Source organism: Pseudorhodoferax sp. LjRoot39, assembly GCF_964253035.1.
GTDB lineage: Bacteria > Pseudomonadota > Gammaproteobacteria > Burkholderiales > Burkholderiaceae_C > Pseudorhodoferax.
Genome location: NZ_CAXUQL020000001.1, coordinates 686,978 through 707,349, shown reverse-complemented (window position 1 = coordinate 707,349; position 20,372 = coordinate 686,978). Strand labels below are relative to the sequence as shown.

The 20,372-nt window shown below is 68.6% G+C and carries 21 protein-coding genes; 14 read left to right on the top strand and 7 right to left on the bottom strand.

Going from position 1 to position 20,372, the window contains the following annotated elements; translation table 11 throughout:
• Positions 1 to 3 precede the first annotated feature (3 nt).
• A complete protein-coding gene (locus tag ACSQ4M_RS03345) occupies positions 4 to 1,461 on the bottom strand; it encodes an aldehyde dehydrogenase family protein (protein WP_436188255.1) in 1,458 nt (485 codons plus the stop codon).
• Between the two features lie 19 nt (positions 1,462 to 1,480).
• Positions 1,481 to 2,209: a TenA family transcriptional regulator gene (locus ACSQ4M_RS03340; protein ID WP_056658930.1), complete on the bottom strand. Its 729-nt coding sequence runs from the start codon at positions 2,207 to 2,209 to the stop codon at positions 1,481 to 1,483.
• Between the two features lie 203 nt (positions 2,210 to 2,412).
• Between ACSQ4M_RS03340 and ACSQ4M_RS03335 the strand changes: the two genes are divergently transcribed.
• From ACSQ4M_RS03335 to ACSQ4M_RS03320, 4 genes are all read left to right on the top strand, one after another.
• Positions 2,413 to 2,727, top strand: coding sequence for a 2Fe-2S iron-sulfur cluster-binding protein (locus ACSQ4M_RS03335; RefSeq protein WP_436188254.1), 315 nt, complete (start codon positions 2,413 to 2,415; stop codon positions 2,725 to 2,727).
• Positions 2,728 to 3,010: 283 nt separating this feature from the next.
• The gene (locus ACSQ4M_RS03330; protein WP_436193959.1) at positions 3,011 to 3,343 is read left to right on the top strand and encodes a 2Fe-2S iron-sulfur cluster-binding protein; all 333 of its coding nucleotides are present in this window, start codon (positions 3,011 to 3,013) and stop codon (positions 3,341 to 3,343) included.
• Positions 3,344 to 3,357: 14 nt separating this feature from the next.
• Positions 3,358 to 4,101, top strand: coding sequence for a TSUP family transporter (locus tag ACSQ4M_RS03325; protein WP_436188253.1), 744 nt, complete (start codon positions 3,358 to 3,360; stop codon positions 4,099 to 4,101).
• Positions 4,102 to 4,109: 8 nt separating this feature from the next.
• The gene (locus tag ACSQ4M_RS03320; protein ID WP_436188252.1) at positions 4,110 to 5,024 is read left to right on the top strand and encodes an ornithine cyclodeaminase family protein; all 915 of its coding nucleotides are present in this window, start codon (positions 4,110 to 4,112) and stop codon (positions 5,022 to 5,024) included.
• A 15-nt stretch (positions 5,025 to 5,039) separates the two neighbouring features.
• On the opposite strand, the gene ACSQ4M_RS03315 is transcribed toward ACSQ4M_RS03320, so the two are convergent.
• From ACSQ4M_RS03315 to ACSQ4M_RS03305, 3 genes are all read right to left on the bottom strand, one after another.
• Positions 5,040 to 5,696 carry a GntR family transcriptional regulator gene (locus tag ACSQ4M_RS03315; protein ID WP_436188251.1) on the bottom strand — a complete coding sequence of 219 codons (657 nt, stop codon included), beginning with the start codon at positions 5,694 to 5,696 and terminating at the stop codon, positions 5,040 to 5,042.
• A 98-nt stretch (positions 5,697 to 5,794) separates the two neighbouring features.
• Complete coding sequence (locus tag ACSQ4M_RS03310) at positions 5,795 to 6,319, bottom strand: DUF3016 domain-containing protein (protein WP_436188250.1); 525 nt, start codon at positions 6,317 to 6,319, stop codon at positions 5,795 to 5,797.
• A gap of 11 nt (positions 6,320 to 6,330) precedes the next feature.
• Positions 6,331 to 7,479 carry a serine hydrolase domain-containing protein gene (locus ACSQ4M_RS03305; protein WP_436188249.1) on the bottom strand — a complete coding sequence of 383 codons (1,149 nt, stop codon included), beginning with the start codon at positions 7,477 to 7,479 and terminating at the stop codon, positions 6,331 to 6,333.
• 233 nt (positions 7,480 to 7,712) lie between these two features.
• On the opposite strand from ACSQ4M_RS03305, the gene ACSQ4M_RS03300 reads away from it, so the two are divergent.
• Entirely contained in the window at positions 7,713 to 9,908 is a 2,196-nt protein-coding gene (locus ACSQ4M_RS03300; protein WP_436188248.1) for a malate synthase G, read from the top strand.
• A 155-nt stretch (positions 9,909 to 10,063) separates the two neighbouring features.
• Complete coding sequence (locus ACSQ4M_RS03295; RefSeq protein WP_436188247.1) at positions 10,064 to 11,179, top strand: AI-2E family transporter; 1,116 nt, start codon at positions 10,064 to 10,066, stop codon at positions 11,177 to 11,179.
• Between the two features lie 3 nt (positions 11,180 to 11,182).
• On the opposite strand, the gene ACSQ4M_RS03290 is transcribed toward ACSQ4M_RS03295, so the two are convergent.
• Positions 11,183 to 11,533 carry a DUF1304 domain-containing protein gene (locus ACSQ4M_RS03290; RefSeq protein ID WP_436188246.1) on the bottom strand — a complete coding sequence of 117 codons (351 nt, stop codon included), beginning with the start codon at positions 11,531 to 11,533 and terminating at the stop codon, positions 11,183 to 11,185.
• Positions 11,534 to 11,638: 105 nt separating this feature from the next.
• Here ACSQ4M_RS03290 and ACSQ4M_RS03285 point away from each other — a divergent pair, with 105 nt between their 5' ends.
• Genes ACSQ4M_RS03285 through ACSQ4M_RS03270 form a run of 4 tightly spaced genes read left to right on the top strand, consistent with a single transcriptional unit; the run spans position 11,639 to position 14,338 of the window.
• Positions 11,639 to 11,854 carry a cysteine-rich CWC family protein gene (locus ACSQ4M_RS03285; RefSeq protein WP_436188245.1) on the top strand — a complete coding sequence of 72 codons (216 nt, stop codon included), beginning with the start codon at positions 11,639 to 11,641 and terminating at the stop codon, positions 11,852 to 11,854.
• 36 nt (positions 11,855 to 11,890) lie between these two features.
• Positions 11,891 to 12,079 carry a 4-oxalocrotonate tautomerase gene (locus ACSQ4M_RS03280; protein ID WP_056658872.1) on the top strand — a complete coding sequence of 63 codons (189 nt, stop codon included), beginning with the start codon at positions 11,891 to 11,893 and terminating at the stop codon, positions 12,077 to 12,079.
• Positions 12,080 to 12,104: 25 nt separating this feature from the next.
• The gene (locus ACSQ4M_RS03275) at positions 12,105 to 13,568 is read left to right on the top strand and encodes an MFS transporter (protein WP_436188244.1); all 1,464 of its coding nucleotides are present in this window, start codon (positions 12,105 to 12,107) and stop codon (positions 13,566 to 13,568) included.
• 2 nt (positions 13,569 to 13,570) lie between these two features.
• Positions 13,571 to 14,338: a class II glutamine amidotransferase gene (locus tag ACSQ4M_RS03270; protein WP_436188243.1), complete on the top strand. Its 768-nt coding sequence runs from the start codon at positions 13,571 to 13,573 to the stop codon at positions 14,336 to 14,338.
• Positions 14,339 to 14,343: 5 nt separating this feature from the next.
• On the opposite strand, the gene ACSQ4M_RS03265 is transcribed toward ACSQ4M_RS03270, so the two are convergent.
• Entirely contained in the window at positions 14,344 to 14,820 is a 477-nt protein-coding gene (locus ACSQ4M_RS03265) for an Lrp/AsnC family transcriptional regulator (protein ID WP_436188242.1), read from the bottom strand.
• Positions 14,821 to 15,136: 316 nt separating this feature from the next.
• Between ACSQ4M_RS03265 and ACSQ4M_RS03260 the strand changes: the two genes are divergently transcribed.
• From ACSQ4M_RS03260 to ACSQ4M_RS03245, 4 genes are all read left to right on the top strand, one after another.
• Positions 15,137 to 16,486, top strand: a complete 1,350-nt coding sequence (locus ACSQ4M_RS03260; RefSeq protein ID WP_436188241.1) for an NAD(P)/FAD-dependent oxidoreductase — start codon at positions 15,137 to 15,139, stop codon at positions 16,484 to 16,486.
• A gap of 181 nt (positions 16,487 to 16,667) precedes the next feature.
• The gene (locus ACSQ4M_RS03255; protein ID WP_436188240.1) at positions 16,668 to 17,474 is read left to right on the top strand and encodes a gamma-glutamyl-gamma-aminobutyrate hydrolase family protein; all 807 of its coding nucleotides are present in this window, start codon (positions 16,668 to 16,670) and stop codon (positions 17,472 to 17,474) included.
• An 81-nt stretch (positions 17,475 to 17,555) separates the two neighbouring features.
• Complete coding sequence (locus ACSQ4M_RS03250) at positions 17,556 to 18,920, top strand: glutamine synthetase family protein (RefSeq protein ID WP_436188239.1); 1,365 nt, start codon at positions 17,556 to 17,558, stop codon at positions 18,918 to 18,920.
• A 43-nt stretch (positions 18,921 to 18,963) separates the two neighbouring features.
• A complete protein-coding gene (locus tag ACSQ4M_RS03245) occupies positions 18,964 to 20,346 on the top strand; it encodes an aspartate aminotransferase family protein (protein ID WP_436188238.1) in 1,383 nt (460 codons plus the stop codon).
• Positions 20,347 to 20,372: the final 26 nt, after the last annotated feature.

Sequence of the window (20,372 nt, the reverse complement as noted above, 5' to 3'; positions counted from 1 at the left end):
GCTTCAGACGCCTCGGTAGATGGTCTTGATCTGGGTGAAGAACTCCAGCCCGGCCCGGCCCGACTCGCGGAACGTGGAGGTGCTGGACAGCTTGATGCCGCCGAACGGCGCGTTGACCAGGTTGCCGGTGGTCGTGCGGTTGATCTTCACGGTGCCGGCCTGGATCTGGTGCGCGAAGTCGTGCATCACGCGCGGGTTGCGCGTGGCAATCGCAGCCGACAGGCCGTAGCGCGTGTCGTTGGCCTTGGCGATGGCGTCGACGTAGTCGTCGGCCTGGAGCACGGCGATCACCGGGCCGAAGATTTCCTCGCGCGCGATGCGCGCCTCGGGCGCCACCTCGTCGAACACGGCGGGCGACACGTAGTAGCCATGCGCATAGGGCGCACCCTGCAGCGCTTCGCCGCCGCACAGCAACCGGGCTTCCTGCCGGCCGATGGCGATGTACGACAGCACCGTTTCCAGCTGCTTGGCCGTGGCCAGCGGGCCCAGGTCCATGCCGGGCGTCATGCCGCTGCCGATCTTGAGCTGCTGCACGCGCGCGACCAGCTTGCGCGTGAACTCTTCCTTGACCGCGCGCAGCACGATCACACGGCTGGTGCCCGTGCAGGCCTGGCCCGACAGCGAGAAGCCGCCCTTGACGACCAGGTCGACGGCCTGGTCGAGGTCGGCATCGTCCATCACGATCAGCGGGTTCTTGCCGCCCAGCTCCATCTGCAGCCTTGTCGTCAGGTGCACGGTGCGGTGGATGGCCTCGCCCGCGGCGGTGGAGCCCGTGAACGAGATCGCGCGCACGGCCTCGGACGTGGTGATCACCGGGCCGACATCGCCGGCGCGTCCGGTGATGAAGTTCAGCACGCCCTTGGGCAGACCGGCCTGCACCAGGGCTTCGGCCAGGCGCAGGCCCGACAGCGGCGCGTCCGACGAGGGCTTGAACACCACGGTGTTGCCCGTGATCAGCGCCGGCGCGATCTTGCGCGCCGGGATCGACACCGGGAAGTTCCACGGTGCGATCACCGTCACCACGCCCAGCGGCTCGCGCTGGCTGTAGACGGTCATCAGCGGATCGTCCTGCGGGTAGGTCTCGCCGCCCAGGGTCTGGCCCTCCACGGCGTAAAAGCGCAGCGTCTGCGCCGAGCGCAGGAACTCGTCCCGGGCCAGCGCGACCGACTTGCCCTCTTCGCGCGTGAGCTCCTCGGCAAAGCGTGCGGCATGGGTTTCGAGGTAGCTGGCCGCGTCCTGCAGGATCTTGGCGCGCTTGCCGATCGGTGTGGCGCGCCAGCCCTCGAACGCGGCCGCTGCCGCCGCGACCGCCGCCTCGGCATCGGCCGGGCCCGAGGCCTGGAAGCGGCCCACGGTCTCGCGCGTGTCGTGCGGGTTGAGGCTGTCGAAGGTGCGGCCCGCGAGGCTGCGGACCCATTCGCCCTGGATGTGGTTCAGGAACTCTTCGGGTGGGGCGGACATGGTGGCGTCGGTTCCCGCGTCAGGCTGCCAGCTTCAGCGCGGGCAGGTCGTTGGCCACGTAGTCGTGGTAGAGCGCCGTCGTGTACAGCAGGCGCATCTGGGCGCCGATCTCGCAGATCTTGAGGCAGCGCTGCTGCAGCTCCACCGTGTTCGCATGCTCCAGCACGATCTGGTAGCCGCGTTCGCCGTGGATCTCGTCGGAGACGATGTGCAGGTCGAAGAACTCGACCTCTTCGTCGGTGAAGCCGTACTTCTCGCGCAGCGTGGGCGTCTGCTTGCGGTAGATGGAGGGCACCTGCGATTCCAGGCCCACGACCAGGCCGGCGACGGCCACCACCGGGTCTTCGCGCATGGCGACGGCGTAGCACCAACTCTGCAGCCCGCGTGTGGTGGGCGACATGTTGTCCGGGTCGACCACGCGTTCGCGCGTGGTGCCGCAGGCCTCGGCGAAGCGCACCAGCAGGTCGGTGTGGCGGTCGCCGCCGATCTCTTCCTCGTACATGTTGGCCAGCAGGAAGTCCTTGGCCTCGGTCATGGTGTCGGGCGTGCGGGCGTAGATGTAGGCCAGGTAGTCGGCGAACGGGCCGACGTAGTGGTAGTGGTTCTCGGCCCAGCGCGCCAGGTGGGCGCGGCTCAGGTCGCCCGAGGCCCAGGCCTGGCTGAAGGGGGCCTTGTTGGCGCTCTTGCCCTTGATGGCGTCTTCGAGGGCGGTGCGGAAAGTGTCGCGGTTCATCAGTTCGGCGGTCATGGCGCAGCTCCTGCAGATTGAAGGGGTGTTTCCGTGCTTCGGAGAATACAGTATACTGAAAACCAAAATGGCCGCAACGGTCAGAACTTTGAAAAGCCACCAAGACTTGTGAAATTCCCTGGGTATAAGGGGGATGGACGCTCCGAGGTCTGCAATGCGTTGCCTGGCCGAATTCTTCAAACGGTATACCGAAAGCCGATCTCATGCCCAACGTCGTTCTCCACAAACTAGGCCAGACCTACCGTGACGAGGTCCAGCCGCGGACCAATCTGGTGGTGCGGGCGGGCATCCGCCAGTTCCCCTATCCCCACTTGCAGTACGGCTGCGGCATGGGCAAGTGCGCCAAGTGCGCCTGCCGGGTGCTGCGGGGCGCCGAGCACCTGCCGCCGCCGAACTGGAAGGAGAAGAAGCAGCTCGGCGAGCGCGTGGATACCGGCTACCGGCTGGCCTGCCAGCTCTGGCTGGAGCACGACATCGAGTTGGCGCAGGACGCCCCCGAACAAGCCCCGACCGCCTGAGACCCGCGCCATGACGACCCATGTGATCCTGACGAGCAAGCCCGGCCAGTTCCGCACCGAGGCCGGCCCCGGCCTGCGGCCCGTCGAGGCCTACGACTATGTGTTCTGCGGCCGCGTGCGCGCCCAGTTCGTGATCGCCGTGCTCGAAGAGGCGACCCGCGTGCGCGTGGTCGACGAGACCGAGCCGGTCACGGTGAACATGGTGCCCTCCAAGTTCCTGGAGCGTTTCGAGGACCTGGACGCGGCCCGCGCCGAGCTGCGGGTGCTGTGCAGCTTCGGCACCATGGACACGCAGCTGCAGCCCCGCGCGCTCGTCCCGGCCGCGGCGGCCGCCGGCACGGTGCAGATCACCTTCGTCCCCACGGCCGGCAAGGTCGTGAGCGCGCCGCAGAACAGCAACCTGCTGCGCGTGTCGCTGCGTGAAAAGGGCGGCATCCCGTTCAAGTGCGGCGGTGGCCTGTGCGGCACCTGCAAATGCCGCATCGAGCAGGGCCTGGCGCACACGGACGCGGTCAAGCCCAAGGAGCGCAAGCACCTGACCGACGAGCAGCTGGCCGCGGGCTACCGCATGGCGTGCCAGACCTTCGTGCTCGGCAACATTGCGGTGTCCTGGTGAGCGCGGCGAGCGTCATGGCCCTCTGGCCGGCCGGCCTGGATGCGGGCCACTATGCAGGCATGGCGCTGGTGGTCTTCATCGGCGCCTGCCTGCAGGGGGTGGGCGGCCTGGGTTTCGCGATGTTCTGCGCGCCGGTGGCCGCGCTGTTGTTTCCCGAACTCGTGCCGGGGCCGCTGATCGCGCTGGCCTGTCCGCTGTCGCTGATGGCCGCGCTGCGCGAGGGGCACGCCATCGACTGGCGGGCCGCCGGCACCGGGCTCGCCGGTCGGGTGGTGGGAACGGCCGGGGCCGCGCTGTGCCTGGCGCTGCTGTCCGCCGACACGCTGTCGCTGCTGTTCGCACTGTTGATCCTGGCCGCCGTGGCGTTGAGCCTGCGCGGCTGGAGCGTCTCGGCCAGCCCGCGCAACGTGGCGATCGCGGGCGTGGCCTCCGGCGTCATGGGCACCATCACCTCGGCCGGCGCGCCGCCGTTCGCCATCGCCATGCAGCATCTGCAGGCCGACCGCCTGCGCGCGACGTTGGGCTGCATCTTCTTCGCCGGCTCCGCGGTCTCGATGGCCACGCTGGCGCTGGTGGGCCGCATGGGCCTGCGCGAGCTGCAACTGGCCCTGCTGCTGGCGCCCTGGATGCTGGGCGGCTTCGCGGCCTCTGGCCGGCTGGGCCTGTTGCTGCGCCACCGCTCGCCGCGCCCGCTGCTGCTGGGCCTGGCGGCGTTCGGCGCGCTGGGCATCCTGGCGCAACGCGCATTTCCCCATTGAGCACTGCCATGCAACACATCACCGATGCCATGGTCGACGCCGCCGTCACGGCGCAGGACGCACAGCACTGCCTGCGAGAGGCATTCCGCGCCTTCGGCGATGCGCAGGCCGCCATGCAGCAGCGCATCCGCACCGAAGCCGGCGGCCTGAAGCTGTCCACGCTGGGGGCGGTGATCCCCGGCCAGCAGGTGGCCGGGGCCAAGGTCTACACCACGATCGCAGGGCAGTTCTCGTTCGTGATCCTGCTGTTCTCCGCAGAGGATGGCCGGCCGCTGGCCTCGTTCGACGCGGCAGCGATCACGCGCCTGCGCACAGCCGCCTGCTCGGTCATCGCGGCCGGCCACCTGGCCCGGCCCGGTGCCCGCACGCTGGCTCTGTTCGGGGCGGGTGTGCAGGGCCGCGCGCACCTGGCGCAGTTCGCCGCGGCCTACGCGCTGGACGAGATTCGCGTGTGCAGCCAACACGTCACGCCGGAGCAGGCCGACGCCCTGGCGCGCGAATGCGGTGTGCCACTGCGTCTGTGCACGGCGGGGGAGGCGGTGGAGGGCGCCGACCTCGTGGTCACGGCGTCGCGCGCGCAGCAAGCCCTGTTTGCGGGCGAGGCACTGGCCGAGGGCGCCTTCGTCGCGGCCGTCGGCTCCAGCCTGCCGCACACGCGCGAGCTGGACGATGCCGCGCTGCGGCGCGCGGCGCTGGTGGCGGTCGAGTGGCGGCCGCAGTCGCTGCGCGAGGCGGGCGATCTGGTGCTCGCCGCTCCCGATGCGCTGCCGGATGCGAAGATCGTGGAACTCGGCGCGCTGGTCAGCGGCCGGGTGCGCGGGCGCACGGACGCGCGCCAGATCATGGTCTACAAGTCGGTCGGCGTGGGCCTGGAAGACGTGGCGCTCGCGGGCCTGGCCTGGCGTCGGCTGCAGGGTGGCTGATGGGCCACCCGGCGCTCAAGGCTCCATCTGCGCGGCGTTGTACACGTGGCGGGTGGCGAGCAGCGCGGCGAGCTCCGCGTCGCCCTTGATCACGGCGCGCAGGATGGCGGCGTGCTCTTCCCAGTTCTGCTTGCCGCGCGTGCGGTTGATGGGTGCGAACACCAGCGCCGTGCGGTCGCGCAGCGAGCGCATGATGTCCTGCAGCACCGAGTTGGCCGCGCTGTTGGACAGCGCGTCGTGGAAGCGCTGGTTCATCAGCATGGTGGTGGCCACGTCGTCGCTCTCGGCCAGGCGCGTGCCTTCTTCGAGGATGCGTTCGAGCTCGGCGATCTGGGCCGGGTCGTGGCGCTTGGCGGCCAGTTTGGAGTTGAGCCCCTCCAGCGTGGCGCGCACCTCCACCAGTTCGCGCATCTGCTGCTGGCTGAAGCTCGTCACCGAGGCGCCGCGGCGTGGTTCGATCGTCACCAGGCCCTCGGCGGCCAGCTGCCGCAAGGCTTCGCGCACCGGCATGCGCGACACGCCCAGTTCTTCGGACAGGCGGCCTTCGACCAGGCGCTCGCCTGGCGGCACCTGGCCGCCCAGGATGCGGCCGCGCAAGGCATCGACGACCAGCTGGGTCAGCGGCGAATGGCTGGCCCCCAAGGTCCCTGGCAAGGTAGTGGACGCGTCCATCGGCGTGTGTCTCGGGTGAATCTGGCGTCCGGGAGCAGGCTGCTCCGGCGAGCGGCGATTCTATTTCAGCCTACGGGATACAAAATGCTGCAGCGGCTTCAGCGCAAGGCGCCGAATTCCCTGGCCACCCAATCGTCCAGCAACACCTTCTCGAAGCGCAGCGGGTCGCCGCTGTAGCGGGTCGGCCGCATCAGGAACGTGACGTCACGCAGCTGCCGGCTGCCGGTTTGCAGCACGCGGCCGTCGGCCGCCACGCGCTGGAACTCCAGGTCGATGCGCGGCGGATAGACGTCGCGCACCACGCGCAGGTTGCTCGCCTGCGGGCCGCGCCAGGGCTCGAAGCCACCGGCGCGCTGGACGTCGGTGATGCGCACCTCGAGCTTCTCGTCCTCGGGCAGCACGGCCGCGGCCTTCTCGGCCAGATGGCGGGCCAGCGCGCTGAGCCAGGCCTCGCGCGCGGCCGGCGTGTCGCCGTGGTTCTCGCGCGCTTCGGCGAACTGGGCCGGGTCGCTCCAGCTCACGCTGACGGCACCCGGCGGTGCACCCGTGGGGCGCGGCGTGGCGCAGGCCACGAGCAGGGCGGTGGCGAGCAGCAGTGCCCAGCGCGATGGCGTGGTGGTCATGGCGGGCCCGTTCATTCGACAGCCGCGTAGACCAGGTGCCGGAACAGGTTGCGGAAGAAGATGCGCTGGTTGGGCGTCTGCGCCAGCAGCAGCGCGAACACGTCCTCGGCCGGGTCGACGAAGAAGAAGGTGCCGCCGATGCCGCTCCAGAAGTACATGCCCGGCGAACCCGGCTGCGCCACCAGGCCGGGGGCCGTGCGCACGGCCATGCCCAGGCCGAAGCCATGGCCGGGCGCGAGCAGTTCGCCGGCCACGGGGATGGTGCCCAGGTGGTCGGCCACCATCCATTCCATGGTCTTGCGCGAGACCAGGCGCTGGCCTTCGAAGCGGCCCTGGTTGCGCAACAGCTGCAGGAAGCGCAGGTAGTCGGCCGCGGTCGACAACAGGCCGCCGCCGCCCGATTCGAAGGCCGGCGTGCTGCGTGCATCCAGCATCACGACGCTCTGGCCGGTTTCGGGGCACTGCGCGAAGGGTTCGGCGATGCGGTGCTGCTGCGCCGGCGGTACGCTGAAACCCGTGTCCACCATGCCCAGAGGGCCCAGGATGAGGCGCTGCAGCAGCGCGCCCAGCGGTTCGCCAGCGACGACCTCGAGCAACGCGCCCAGCACGTCGGTGGCGCGGCTGTACTGCCAGCAGCTGCCGGGCTGGGCGCTGTAGGGCAGGCGCGCCAGCGCGTCGCAGAAGCCCGCGTTGGTCCGGGCGGTGTCGGCGAGGCCGGCCGCCTGGTACTGGCGCTGCACGGCGCTGTTGCCCAGGAACTCGTAGGTGAAGCCGGCCGTGTGGCGCAGCAGGTCGTGCACCGTGGGCGGGCGCAGTGCGCGCTCCAGCGCCAGCGCGCCGTCGCGCTCCACGCCCACGGGCGTCTCGGCGAACTGCGGCAGCCAGCGCGTGATCGGATCGGCCAGCGACAAGCGGCCCTGCTCGGCCAGCATCAGCGCCGCGAGCGACACGATGGGCTTGGTCATCGAATAGATGCGGAAGATCGCGTCGGCCGGCATGGCCTGCTGGCCGGCAGGGTCCCGCCGCCCCAGCGCGGCCTGGTGCGCGACCTGGCCGCCCTGACCGACCAGCACCACGGCGCCGGGCAGCAGGCCGGCATCGATGTGCTGCTGGAGCACCTGGTTCAGGTGGTTCAAGGCGCGTGCATTCAGAAGGGCCATGGCAGGTTCCTGGGGTGGCAATGCCGGTTTATTGCGCCGGGATGGGGTGGCTTTGGGGCTGAAAATTCCGTGATTACCATCATTTCGGTCACAGATGACCCGCTGCTGCGGTGCGCAATCGAAGGCCCAGTGTCCTCTAAAGTCAGGGGATGCCGCGATGTGCCCGAGCGCGCGGCCCGTTTTCTGCATCCCCCGACGATCCTTTTCTGCATCCGGACTCCGAAAGGCCAGCCATGACCGCACGCACCACCTACCACCGCCTCCAGGTCGCGACCAACCTGGCCCGTTTCATCGAAGACAAGGTGCTGCCCGGCACCGGCATCGAAGCGGCCACGTTCTGGAAGGGCTTCGATGCCATCGTCGGCGACCTGGCGCCCAAGAACATCGCGCTGCTGGCCGAGCGCGACCGCCTGCAGGCTGAACTGGATGCCTGGCACCGGGCCCACCCCGGCCCGATCGCCGACATGCCGGCCTACCGCGCCTTCCTGGAGAAGATCGGCTACCTGGTGCCGGTGCCCGCGGGCGCCAAGGCAACCACCACCAACGTCGACGCCGAACTGGCCACCCAGGCCGGCCCGCAGCTGGTGGTGCCGATCCTGAACGCGCGCTACGCGCTGAACGCGGCCAACGCACGTTGGGGCTCGCTGTACGACGCGCTGTACGGCACCGACGCGGTTTCCGAAGACGACGGCGCCGAGAAGGCCGGCGGCTACAACCCGGTCCGCGGCGCCAAGGTCATCGCGTTCGCGCGCAAGTTCCTGGACGAGGCCGCGCCGCTGGCCAGCGGTTCGCACAAGGATGCGACCGGCTACCGCGTCGAGGGCGGCAAGCTCGTGGTGCAGACCGGTGCCGGGGCCACGGGCCTGAAGGACGCCGCCCAGTTCATCGGTTTCCAGGGCGATGCGGCTGCCCCCTCGTCGGTGCTGCTCCAGCACAACGGCATCCACATCGACATCCGCATCGACCGCAGCACGGCCATCGGCCAGAGCGACGCGGCCGGCGTCAGCGATGTCGTGCTCGAATCCGCGCTGTCCACCATCCTGGACCTGGAAGACTCCGTCGCCGTGGTCGACGCCGACGACAAGGTGGTCGCGTACGGCAACTGGCTGGGCATCCTGCAGGGCACGCTGACCGAGGAAGTCGCCAAGGGCGGCAAGACCTTCACGCGCGGCCTGAACCCGGACCGCCAGTACACCGGCGCCAACGGCCAGCCCGTGACGCTGCACGGCCGCTCGCTGATGTTCGTGCGCAATGTCGGCCACCTGATGACCAACCCGGCCGTGCTCTACACGGCGGCCGACGGCTCCACCAAGGAGATCCCGGAAGGCATCCTGGACGCGGTCGTCACGACCACCATCGCGCTGCACGACCTGAAGCCCCGCGCCGGCCAGACCGTGCGCAACTCGCGCACGGGCTCGGTCTACATCGTCAAGCCCAAGATGCACGGCCCGGCCGAGGTGGCCTTCGCGAGCGAGCTGTTCGGCCGCGTCGAGCGGCTGCTGGGCCTGGCGGACAGCACGGTCAAGCTGGGCATCATGGACGAGGAGCGCCGCACCAGCGTGAACCTGGCGGCCTGCATCGCCGCGGCCGCCAGCCGCGTGGCCTTCATCAACACCGGCTTCCTGGACCGCACGGGCGACGAGATGCACACCGCGATGTACGCCGGCCCGATGCTGCGCAAGGGCGCGATGAAGACCACGCCCTGGATCACGTCGTACGAGAAGAACAACGTGCTGGTCGGCCTGGCCGCCGGCCTGCGCGGCAAGGCCCAGATTGGCAAGGGCATGTGGGCCATGCCCGATCTGATGGCCGACATGCTGGTGCAGAAGATCGGCCACCCCAAGGCCGGCGCCAACACCGCCTGGGTGCCCAGCCCCACGGCAGCGACGCTGCATGCGCTGCACTACCACCAGGTCAGCGTGGCGGACGTGCAGAAGGAGCTCGAGAAGACCGACGTGGCGGCCGAGCGCGACGCCATCCTGAACGGCCTGCTGACCGTGCCGGTGGCGACGGACACCAACTGGTCCGCGGCAGACAAGCAGCAGGAGCTCGACAACAACGCCCAGGGCATCCTGGGCTACGTGGTGCGCTGGATCGACCAGGGCGTGGGCTGCTCCAAGGTGCCCGACATCCACAACGTGGGCCTCATGGAAGACCGCGCCACGCTGCGCATCAGCAGCCAGCACATGGCCAACTGGCTGCAGCACGGCGTGGTGACCGAGGCCCAGGTGCGCGAGACCTTCACGCGCATGGCCGCCGTGGTCGACAAGCAGAACGCCGGCGACCCGCTGTACAAGAGCCTGGTGGCCAACCCGCAGGGCGCGGCGTTCCAGGCTGCGCTGGACCTGGTGTTCAAGGGCAAGGAGCAGCCGAGTGGTTACACCGAACCGCTGCTGCATGCGTGGCGGTTGAAGGTGAAGGCGGGCTGAGCGGTCTTCCTATCTCCGATGCGAGACGGCGCCTGCGGGCGCCGTTTTGCATCATGGACGGCGTCCTGTCCGACCCGCAGTGGTGGCGGGTTGCCCGGGGCGGGCCGCCTTTTGCCGATACGATGCGCGGCACCTCCGCCAGCCCTGCCTCGTCCATGTCTTCCCAGCCCCCGGCGCTCGAACAAAAAGCCTTCATCCTGCTGCTGGTCGCCGTCTCGGTCGCCTTCGGCTGGATCCTGTTGCCCTTCTATGGTGCGGTGTTCTGGGGGGCGGTGCTGGCGATCGTGTTCGCGCCGCTGTACCGGCGCCTGCTGGTGAAGACGCGCCAGCGGCCCACGCTGGCCGCGCTGCTCACCTTGCTCATCATCGTGCTGCTCGTGATCCTGCCGCTGGCCATGATCACGAGCTCCGTGGTGCAGGAGGTGACGGCGCTGTACGCCAAGGTGCGCGATGGCGGCGTGAGCTTCTCCGGCTACGCCCACCAGATCTATGCCGCGCTGCCTTCCTGGTTCACACAGCTGCTGGACCGCTTCGGCCTGGACGACCTGGACGGTCTGCAGCAGCGCCTCGTGACCGCGCTGCAGCAAGGCAGCCAGCGCATCGCGCAGCAGGCCATCGACATCGGGCAGAACACCTTCGACTTCGTGGTCAGCTTCTTCATCATGCTGTACCTGCTGTTCTTCCTGCTGCGCGACGGCGCCCAGCTGACGCGGCGCATGCGCGACGCGATCCCGCTCAACGCGAGCTACCTGCGCAACCTCTCGGGCAAGTTCACCACCGTGATCCGCGCCACGGTGAAGGGCAACATCGCCGTCGCCGCCGTGCAGGGCGCACTCGGCGGGCTGGCGTTCTGGGTGCTGGGCATCCATGCGCCGGTGCTGTGGGCGGTGCTGATGGCCTTCCTGTCGCTGCTGCCGGCCGTGGGTGCCGGCCTGGTCTGGGGTCCGGTGGCGATCTACCTGCTGGCCACCGGATCGACGCTGCAGGGCATCGGCCTGGTGGTCTACGGCGTGGTCGTGATCGGACTGGTCGACAACGTGATGCGCCCGCTGCTGGTGGGCAAGGACACCAAGATGCCCGATTACGTGGTGCTGATCAGCACCTTGGGCGGCATGGGGCTGTTCGGGCTCAACGGCTTCGTGATCGGGCCGCTGATCGCGGCCATGTTCATCGCCGTGTGGGACATCTTTGCCACCGAGCAGGCCCAGGCCAATGCGCTGGCCGAGGCCACCGCCGCCCCCCGCCCGTCCGCGGACGACGAGGTGCTGTAGCCCTTACAGCAGCCAGAGCGCGGCGAGGGCGAGCAGGGCCGGCAGCGCCTGGATGAAGAAGATCTTGCGGCTGACGGTGATGGCGCCGAATACGCCGGCCACCGCCACGCAGGCCAGGAAGAAGACCTTGATGTGCAGGCCTTCGGCGCCCAGGTTCAGGCCCCAGAGCAGCCCGGCTGCCAGGAAGCCGTTGTACAGCCCCTGGTTGGCGGCCATGGCCTTGGTCATCTCGGCCTTCTCGGGCGTGAGATTGAAGGCCTTCATGCCCTGGGGCTTGTCCCAGAGCACCATTTCCAGGACCAGGAAGTACAGGTGCAGCAGCGCCACGAGCACGATCAGGATGTTTGCCAGCATGAGGTTCTCCTTGTTCTGGATGGAAAGCGTCGTCCATTGTGCAGGCCGGGAAGTGGCCTTCGGCGCAGGCCCGGGCGGACGCGGGCTTGGCCTACACTCATTTGCATGCTCGCCGCACCCCTGTCGCCGCTGCCCGTGCCCGACGCTGGCACCTGTCCGCTGTGCGGCCAGGTCAATGCCTGCACCATCGCCTGTGGCGAAGCCACGCGCGCTGCCGACTGCTGGTGCATGCAGGCCCGCATCGCCCCCGAGGTGCTGGCCCGCGTGCCGCCAGCCGCGCGTGGTCTGGCCTGTGTCTGCGCGCGCTGTGCCCAGGGCTAACATGCGTGGCTTTCAGCCCTTGCAGGAGAACCACCCATGCCCACGTACCACGTCGAAATGATGGAAGGCCGCACCATCGAGCAGAAGAAGAAGCTCGTGGCCGAGATCACGCGCGTCTCCGTCGAGATCCTCGGCGGCTCGCCGGAATCGGTCGACATCCTCATCACCGACATCAAGCGCGAGAACTGGGCCACCGGCGGCCAGCTCTGGTCCGAGAAGAAGTAGGCGGGCCGGCCACGGCCCTCGTCCCTTGAGCGCGACGTCTTCCCTGCCCGACCTGCGGGCCCGCTACGGGCCGCGCTACCGCTGGCTGCTGCTGCTGTCGGTCATGGTGGGCACGATGGCGTCCATCATGTCCTCCACCATCGTCAACGTGGCGGTGCCGGACATGAGCCACCAGTTCGCGCTGGGGCCTTCGCGTGCGGCCTGGGTCAGCTCGGGCTTCATGGTCGCCATGACCAGCTCCATGCTGACCACGCCCTGGCTGCTGGCGCGCTACGGCTACCGCCGCACCTATTCGGGCGCCATGTGGCTGCTCATGGCGGGCGGCATCGCGGGCGGCTTCGCCTCGGACTTCGGCCTGGTGCTGGCGGCCCGCGTGGCCGAGGGCCTGGCCGCGGGCGTGGTGCAGCCCATCCCTGCCATCATCATCCTGCGCGCGTTCCAGCCGCACGAGCAGGGCCGCGCCACCGGCATCTTCGGCATGGGCGTGGTGCTGGCGCCGGCCATCGGCCCCAGCATCGGTGGCCTGCTGGTCGAGGCCTTCGGCTGGCGCTCGATCTTCTTCATGGTCGTGCCCTTCTGCATGGCCTCGCTGTGGCTGGCGCGTACCTACGTGCCCATGACGGCGCCGGGCGGCACGGTGGCCACACGCGACGGCGGCCGGCTCGACTGGTCCGGCCTGGTGCTGGGCACGGTGGGCACGCTGTGCCTGCTCAACGGCATGGTGGAACTGCACGCGCGGCCGGGCGCGCTGGCGGTGCTGCTGCTGGCCGCGGCCGTAGCGGCCTTCGGCGGCTTCATCTGGTGGCAGGAGCGCCAGACCCGCGGCGGCGGGCTGCCGCTCATGGACATGCGGTTGTTCCAGTCGCGCGCCTATGCCATGGGCTGCGTGGTCTCGGGCATCTACGGCACGGCGCTGTTCGGCTCCACCTACCTGCTGCCGGTCTACATGCAGTCGGCGCTGCACCTGTCGGCCGCGCACGTGGGCACCATCCTGGTCCCTGCCAGCCTCGTCCTGGCCGGCACCATGGCCCTGGTCGGCCGGCTCGCGGACCGCAAGCCGGCGTCACTGCTCGTGAGCACTGGCCTGGCGCTGCTGGCGGCCTCGTTCGCGCTCATGATGGCGGTGCCAGCGGCCAGCCCGATCGCCTGGCTCGTGGCCTGGGCCATCCTGGGCCGCATCGGCCTGGGCTTCATCCTGCCCTCGCTGAACCTGGGTGCCATGCGCTCGCTCGACAAGCCGCTGATCCCGCAGGGTGCCAGCGCGATCAACTTCCTGCGCATGCTGGGCGGTGCCACCGGCGTGAGCCTGTGCGGCATCGTGCTCGAATGGCGGCTGGCCGCGCACGGCCAGAGCCTGCTGCCACAGGCGGGCGTGAGCACCGAGCGCCTGGCCGCGTTCAATGAAACCTTTCTGATGCTGGCCGCGCTGTGCGTGCTGGCGATCGCGGCGGCGCGCCAGTTGCGCGCCGACCCGCGCGCGGGAGCCTGACCATGTGCCAACTGCTGGGCATGAACTGCAACACGCCGACCGACGTGGTGTTCAGCTTCACCGGCTTCGCCGAGCGCGGCGGCCGCACCGACCACCACAGCGACGGCTGGGGCATCGCCTTCTTCGAGGGCCATGGGCTGCGCCACTTCGTCGACCACCAGAGCGCCTGCGAATCGCCGGTGGCCGAGCTGATCCGGCGCTATCCGATCAAGAGCCGCAACGTGATCTCGCACATCCGCAAGGCCACGCAGGGCGTGGTGGCGCTGGAGAACTGCCACCCCTTCGTGCGCGAGCTCTGGGGCCGCTACTGGGTGTTCGCGCACAACGGCGACCTGAAGGACTTCCACCCGCGGCTGCACGGGGCATTCCGCCCGGTCGGCAGCACCGACAGCGAGCGCGCCTTCTGCTGGATCATGCAGGAGCTGGCCAAGTCCCATGCCGGCGTGCCCACGGTCGAGGAGCTCAGCATCACGCTGCGCGAACTGGCACCGCGCATCGCACGCCACGGCACCTTCAACTTCCTGCTGTCCAACGGCCAGGCGCTGTGGGCCCATGCGTCCACGCTGTTGCACTACGTAGAGCGGCGCCATCCGTTCACGCAGGCCCAGCTGGCCGACGAAGACCTCTCGGTCGACTTCTCCAGCCTGACCACGCCCGACGACCGCGTGGCCGTGGTCGTGACCACGCCGCTCACGACCAACGAGGCCTGGACGGCTTTTGCGCCGGGCGAGCTCAAGGTCTTCGTCGACGGTGCGCTGAGCGCGTACTAGCCCCGCTACTGGCGCAGTTCGGAGCGCAGCGCCAGCGCGGTCGTGCGCTTGACGGTGCGCAGCACCAACATGGAGTTCGAGCGCACCACGCCGGGCAGGCGTGACAGCACTTCGCCATAGAAGCGCTCGAGGTCGTCGGCGTCGCGGTAGGTGAAGCGCAGCAGGTAGTCGTTGCTGCCGGCGACATAAAAGCAATCCTGGATGCGCGGCTCGTCCGCCACCGCCTGCTCGAAGGCGCGCAAGGCGTCCGGCGTGGTCCGTTCGATGTTGACGATGGTGAACGAGGTGCCCGGCTGGCCCACCGCCCTGGGGTTGACCAAAGCCACGTAGTGCGTGATGACCCCGCCATCCTCCAGCAACTTGACGCGCCGCAAACACGCCGATGGCGACAGCTGCACCCGGTTGGCCAGTTCCACATTGGAGAGCTTGGCGTCGTGCTGCAACTCTCGCAGGATGGCCTCGTCAATCGCGTCGAATTGCACGTCAGCCTCGAACTTTCGCATTGGATTCTGTAATGGACAAGGATATTCGCATGTTATGCGAATACGCAGGGTTCACCCTCCACCCAAGCGCAACCCGATTGCGTCCGCGCCCGCCTAAACTGGCATGCGAAATGCATACGAAAAAACACAAAGATAAGAACGTGAACACCATGGGGCGAGGTCGACAAGGATGACGTCTTTCAGTACCGTGGTACGGCAACCGATCACATGGCGTGAAGTCGCGCCGTCCTCTGTCCGTGCTGGGTGCTGGTTCCGGGATCGTGCACTTCTTTTCTAAGGCTAGCTTCGTTTATTTATGAGCTTTCTGAGCGTCGACCAGGATCTTGCGCGCGATTCCTACTACGCGGCCACGGCGCCGCGCGAGGTCCGGTTTCCCGCACTCGACGGTGAGGTTCAGGCCGATGTCGTCATCGTGGGCGGCGGCCTGGCGGGCCTGTCGGCCGCGATCGAACTGGCGGACCGGGGTCGCCAGGTGGTGCTGCTCGAAGCCCGGCAGGTGGCCTGGGGCGCCTCCGGCCGCAATGGCGGGCAGGCCATCGCCGGCCTGGCCTGTGACCAGAGCGTGATCGAGCAGCAGCTCGGCAAGGAACCGGCCCGCAACGTCTGGGACATGACGCTGGAGGCCCTGGACCTGATCACGCAGCGCTGCCAGCGGTTCGGCATCGATTGCGACTGGCAGCCGGGCTACATGAGCCTGGCGGTCAACGCGCGCAAGGCCGCCGAGCTGCGCAAGTGGCAGGAGCACATGCACCACAGCTACGGTTACCAGACCACCTGGATCGCGCCGCAGGAGATGGGCCGCTGGATCGCCAGTCCGCGCTTTCACAGCGGCATCCACGATGCCCGTTCGGGCCACCTGCATCCGCTCAAGTACAGCTTGGGCCTGGCCCGGGCCGCACAGCGCCTGGGTGTCCGCATCTACGAGGACAGCGCCGTCACGCGGCTGCAGACCGGCGCCCGTCCGCGAGTGCACACGGCGCGTGGCCAGGTCGTGGCCGAGCAGGTGCTGCTGGCCGGCAACGTCTACCTGCAGGGCGTGGCCGCGCAGATGGAGTCGCGCATCATGCCGGTGGGGACCTACATCGTGTGTTCCGAGCCGCTGGATCCGGTGCTTTGCGCGTCGCTGATTCCCTCGCGCTCGGCCGCGTGCGACACCAACTTCGTGCTCGACTACTTCCGGCCCACCGCCGACCACCGCATGCTCTACGGCGGGCGTGTGAGCTACAGCACGGCCACGCCGCGCAACCTGGTGGCCAGCATGCGCAAGCGGATGGCCACGACGTTCCCGCAGCTCGCCAGTTGCCGCATCGACCACGCATGGGGCGGCTTCGTCGACATCTCCATGAACCGCGCGCCCAATTTCGGGCGGCTGCTCAAGGATGGTGCGCAGGGTGCACCGTCCGATGGATCGTATTCAGTGCGATCGCACCACGCCAATGTGTATTACCTGCAGGGCTTCTCGGGCCACGGCCTGGCACTCACGGGCCTGGCAGGCAAGCTGGTGGCGGAGGCCATGACGGGTGACGCCGCACGCTTCGACATCTTCGCCCGTCTCCGGCACCGTTCATTTCCAGGAGGAGCCCGGCTCCGCATGCCCGCCCTTGTGCTCGGCATGGCCTACTACCGCATGAGGGATGCGCTATGAATTCTCTCGCCCGGCCTGTGCGCGCGGCGGCGGGGCTGTACCACAGCGCAAGGCCCGGGCGGCCTTGTGTTGTGGCACAGCCCTTGCAAATGCCAAGGCACAGGACACTCCGTTTCCGCACCAGCAAGCCCAATGCGCCGCGTCGCAAGACCCGGGTCAAGAACCCGGCGCAGCAAGCCCAATGAGCACCACATATCCGTCCACCCAACGGAACCAGCCCATCGTGCTGGTTCCGGCCTGCAGCAAGATGCTTGGACACCATCCGTTCCAGGCTGCAGGCAAGAAGTACCTCGATGCCGTCCGGCTGGCCGGTTGCCTGCCCGTGGTGGTGCCGGCGGCACAGCCTGACGAAGTGAAGACATTGCTGTCCCTCGCTGACGGCGTGTTCCTCACGGGGTCTGTCTCCAACACCCATCCGCGCCACTTCGGCGAGACCGTGCACGACGCCAGCCTGCCGCTGGACGAGGCGCGCGATGCCTGGACTCTGCCGCTGGCACGCGAGGTGCTGCGGCGCGGCATGCCGCTGTTCGCCGTCTGCCGCGGCCTGCAGGAAACCAATGTGGCGCTGGGCGGCTCGCTGTACCAGGCCGTGCAGGAGCAGCCCGGCATGATGGACCACCGCTCGCGCGACGAGGATCCGGTCGACGTGCAATACGGCCCTGTGCACTCGGTCAGCGTGCAACGCGGCGGTGTCCTCGAATCGCTGCTCGGCCTGGGCGACTTCCAGGTCAACAGCCTGCACGGCCAGGGCATCCGGCGCCTGGCCGACGGCCTGCATGCCGAGGCGCTCGCGCCAGACGGTCTCGTCGAGGCCTTCTCGGTTCCCCAATCCACGGGCTTCAGCCTGTGCGTGCAATGGCACCCCGAATGGCGGGCCGCCGAGAACCCCATCTCCCGCAAGCTCTTGACGGCGTTCGGTCGCGCCTGTCAAGCTTGGCGCGCGGCGCACCACCGCAACGAAGACGACGATCTCGCGCCCGAAACCTAGCTGCCCTGACTGCAACGCATCGTTGTCAGATCCAGATAAAACGCACCGCGCCCACAGGGCCGGTGCACAAGAAAGGTAGATATGGTTGTACGAGAGAACTTCACATTCAGCGAGCTCGAGCAATGGTTCAACGAGCGCCGCGTCACCGAGATCGAGTGCTTGGTGCCCGACCTCACGGGCGTGGCCCGCGGCAAGATCCTGCCGCGCGAGAAATTCACCGAGGACCGCGGCATGCGGCTGCCCGAGGCGATCGTCGCCATCGGGGTGACCGGTGAGTTCCCCGAGCAAGGGGCCTATTACGACGTCATCTCGCCGACGGACCGCGACATGCATCTGCGGCCCGACCCGGCCACCGTGCGCATCGTGCCCTGGGCGGTCGACCCGACGGCCCAGGTGATCCACGACTGCTTCGACCGCGACGGCAACATGGTGCCGTATGCGCCGCGCTCCGTGCTGCGCCGGGTTTGCGACCTGTTCGCCGCCGAGGGCTGGAATCCGGTGGTCGCACCCGAGCTCGAGTTCTACCTGATCGAGCGCAACACCGATCCCAACGAGCCACTGCGCCCGCCGCGTGGCCGCAGCGGCCGCGCCGAGACATCGCGCCAGTCCTACTCCATCGATGCGGTCAACGAGTTCGACCCGCTGTTCGAGGACATCTACGCCTACTGCGAGAAGATGGAGCTCAACGTCGACACCTTGATCCACGAGGCCGGCGCGGGGCAGATGGAGATCAACTTCTTCCACGACCACCCGCTGGGCCTGGCCGACGAGGTGTTCTTCTTCAAGCGCACCATCCGCGAGGCCGCGCTGCGCCACGAGATGTACGCCACCTTCATGGCCAAGCCCATGGCCCATGAGCCGGGCAGCGCCATGCACGTGCACCAGAGCGTGGTCGACAAGAACGGGCAGAACATCTTCAGCAATGCCGACGGCAGCGCCTCGGACATGTTCCGCTGGTACATCGGCGGCCTGCAGCGCTACATCCCTGCGGCGATGGCGCTCTTCGCCCCGTACGTCAACTCGTACCGCCGGCTGTCCCGTGCGACGGCGGCTCCCATCAACATCCAGTGGGGCACCGACAACCGCACCGTGGGCATCCGCTCGCCGGTGGCGGGACCCGCCGCGCGCCGCATCGAGAACCGCGTCATCGGCGCGGACGCCAACCCCTACGTGGCCCTGGCTGCAACGCTGGCCTGCGGCTACCTGGGCATGAAGAACCGGATCGAGCCCAAGCCCGAATGCAAGGGCGACGCCTACCTGGGCGAATACAGCCTGCCGCGCAGCCTGGGCGAAGCGCTGGAGCTGCTCAAGGCCGAGACCGACCTGCACGAGGTGCTCGGCAAGGAGTTCGTGACCGTCTACACCGAAGTCAAGGAGATCGAGTACGAGGAGTTCATGAAGGTCATCTCGCCCTGGGAACGTGAACACCTGTTGCTGCACGTCTGAGCTGTCCTCACGCATTCCATCCACAGAACTCCATCGACTTCCCATGAACACGACCACCCGCACCACCCAGGAATGGCAACGCGCCGATGCCGCCCACTTCCTGCATCCCTTCACCGACTTCCAGAGCCTGGCGCGCAAGGGCTCGCGCATCATCACGCGGGCCGAAGGCATCTACCTGCACGACAGCGAAGGCCACAAGATCCTCGACGCGATGTCCGGCCTGTGGTGCGTGAACGTTGGCTACGGCCAGCAGGAGCTCATCGACGCGGCCACCCGCCAGTTGCAGGAGCTGCCGTTCTACAACGCCTTCTTCCAGACCGCCACACCGCCGGCCATCGAACTGGCCGAGCTGCTCGCCGAGGTCACGCCGCCGCAGTTCAAGCATGTGTTCTTCACCGGCTCGGGCTCCGAGGGCAACGACACCGTGGTGCGCATGGTGCGCCGCTACTGGGACCTGATGGGCCAGCCCCAGCGCGACGTGATCATCAGCCGCAAGAACGCCTACCATGGCTCCACCATGGCCGGCGCCTCGCTGGGCGGCATGGGCGGCATGCACGCGCAGGGCGGCCTGCCGATCCCGGGCATCGTCCACATGGAGCAGCCCTACTGGCACGAGCTCGGCCGCAGCATGTCGCGCGACGAATTCGGCCTGGTGGCGGCGGGCTGGCTGGAGGCCAAGATCCTCGAAGTCGGCGCCGACAAGGTCGCCGCCTTCATCGGCGAGCCGGTGCAGGGCGCCGGTGGTGTCATCGTGCCGCCGGACACCTACTGGCCCGAGATCCAGCGCATCTGCGACAAGTACGGCATCTTGCTGGTCTCCGACGAGGTCATCTGCGGCTTCGGCCGCACCGGCCAGTGGTTCGGCTGCGAGCGCTTCGGCACGCGGCCCGACCTCATGACCTTCGCCAAGGGTGTCACTTCCGGCTACATCCCGCTTGGCGGCGTGATGGTGGGCGACCGCGTGGCCAATGTGCTGATCGAGCGCGGCGGCGAGTTCAACCACGGCTACACCTACTCCGGCCACCCGGTGGCCTGTGCCGTGGCGCTGGCCAACATCCGGCTGATCCAGCGCGAGGGCCTTGTCGAACGCGTGCGCGACGACACCGGCCCGTATCTCGCCAAATGCTTCGACACGCTCCAGGACCACCCGCTCGTGGGCGAGGTGCAGACCTGCGGCCTGATGGGCGCCGTGCTGCTGGTCAAGGACAAGGCCAGCGGCGCGCCCTTCCCCGAGGCGCTGGAGCTGGGCATGGTCTGCCGTGGCCACTGCTTCGGCAACGGCCTGGTCATGCGCGCCGTGGGCGACCGCATGATCATCGCGCCCCCGCTGGTGATGACGCGCGCCCAGATCGACGAAATGATGGCGCTGATCCGCCGCGCGCTGGACCTGACCCTGGCCGACGCGCAGCGCGACGGCTGGCTCTGAACTTCTCCCTTCCCCTTGTCGCTTGC

Excerpts from the sequence above, each read along its gene's own strand:
- ACSQ4M_RS03320 (WP_436188252.1), top strand. The coding sequence starts at position 4,110 with ATGCAACACATCACCGATGCCATGGTCGACGCCGCCGTCACGGCGCAG.
- ACSQ4M_RS03310 (WP_436188250.1), bottom strand. The coding sequence starts at position 6,319 with ATGACCACCACGCCATCGCGCTGGGCACTGCTGCTCGCCACCGCCCTG.
- ACSQ4M_RS03245 (WP_436188238.1), top strand. The coding sequence starts at position 18,964 with ATGAACACGACCACCCGCACCACCCAGGAATGGCAACGCGCCGATGCC.
- ACSQ4M_RS03290 (WP_436188246.1), bottom strand. The coding sequence starts at position 11,533 with ATGCTGGCAAACATCCTGATCGTGCTCGTGGCGCTGCTGCACCTGTAC.
- ACSQ4M_RS03260 (WP_436188241.1), top strand. The coding sequence starts at position 15,137 with ATGAGCTTTCTGAGCGTCGACCAGGATCTTGCGCGCGATTCCTACTAC.
- ACSQ4M_RS03315 (WP_436188251.1), bottom strand. The coding sequence starts at position 5,696 with ATGGACGCGTCCACTACCTTGCCAGGGACCTTGGGGGCCAGCCATTCG.
- ACSQ4M_RS03280 (WP_056658872.1), top strand. The coding sequence starts at position 11,891 with ATGCCCACGTACCACGTCGAAATGATGGAAGGCCGCACCATCGAGCAG.
- ACSQ4M_RS03345 (WP_436188255.1), bottom strand. The coding sequence starts at position 1,461 with ATGTCCGCCCCACCCGAAGAGTTCCTGAACCACATCCAGGGCGAATGG.
- ACSQ4M_RS03305 (WP_436188249.1), bottom strand. The coding sequence starts at position 7,479 with ATGGCCCTTCTGAATGCACGCGCCTTGAACCACCTGAACCAGGTGCTC.
- ACSQ4M_RS03330 (WP_436193959.1), top strand. The coding sequence starts at position 3,011 with ATGGACACGCAGCTGCAGCCCCGCGCGCTCGTCCCGGCCGCGGCGGCC.
- ACSQ4M_RS03295 (WP_436188247.1), top strand. The coding sequence starts at position 10,064 with ATGTCTTCCCAGCCCCCGGCGCTCGAACAAAAAGCCTTCATCCTGCTG.
- ACSQ4M_RS03325 (WP_436188253.1), top strand. The coding sequence starts at position 3,358 with ATGGCCCTCTGGCCGGCCGGCCTGGATGCGGGCCACTATGCAGGCATG.
- ACSQ4M_RS03255 (WP_436188240.1), top strand. The coding sequence starts at position 16,668 with ATGAGCACCACATATCCGTCCACCCAACGGAACCAGCCCATCGTGCTG.
- ACSQ4M_RS03285 (WP_436188245.1), top strand. The coding sequence starts at position 11,639 with ATGCTCGCCGCACCCCTGTCGCCGCTGCCCGTGCCCGACGCTGGCACC.
- ACSQ4M_RS03270 (WP_436188243.1), top strand. The coding sequence starts at position 13,571 with ATGTGCCAACTGCTGGGCATGAACTGCAACACGCCGACCGACGTGGTG.
- ACSQ4M_RS03340 (WP_056658930.1), bottom strand. The coding sequence starts at position 2,209 with ATGACCGCCGAACTGATGAACCGCGACACTTTCCGCACCGCCCTCGAA.
- ACSQ4M_RS03335 (WP_436188254.1), top strand. The coding sequence starts at position 2,413 with ATGCCCAACGTCGTTCTCCACAAACTAGGCCAGACCTACCGTGACGAG.
- ACSQ4M_RS03300 (WP_436188248.1), top strand. The coding sequence starts at position 7,713 with ATGACCGCACGCACCACCTACCACCGCCTCCAGGTCGCGACCAACCTG.
- ACSQ4M_RS03250 (WP_436188239.1), top strand. The coding sequence starts at position 17,556 with ATGGTTGTACGAGAGAACTTCACATTCAGCGAGCTCGAGCAATGGTTC.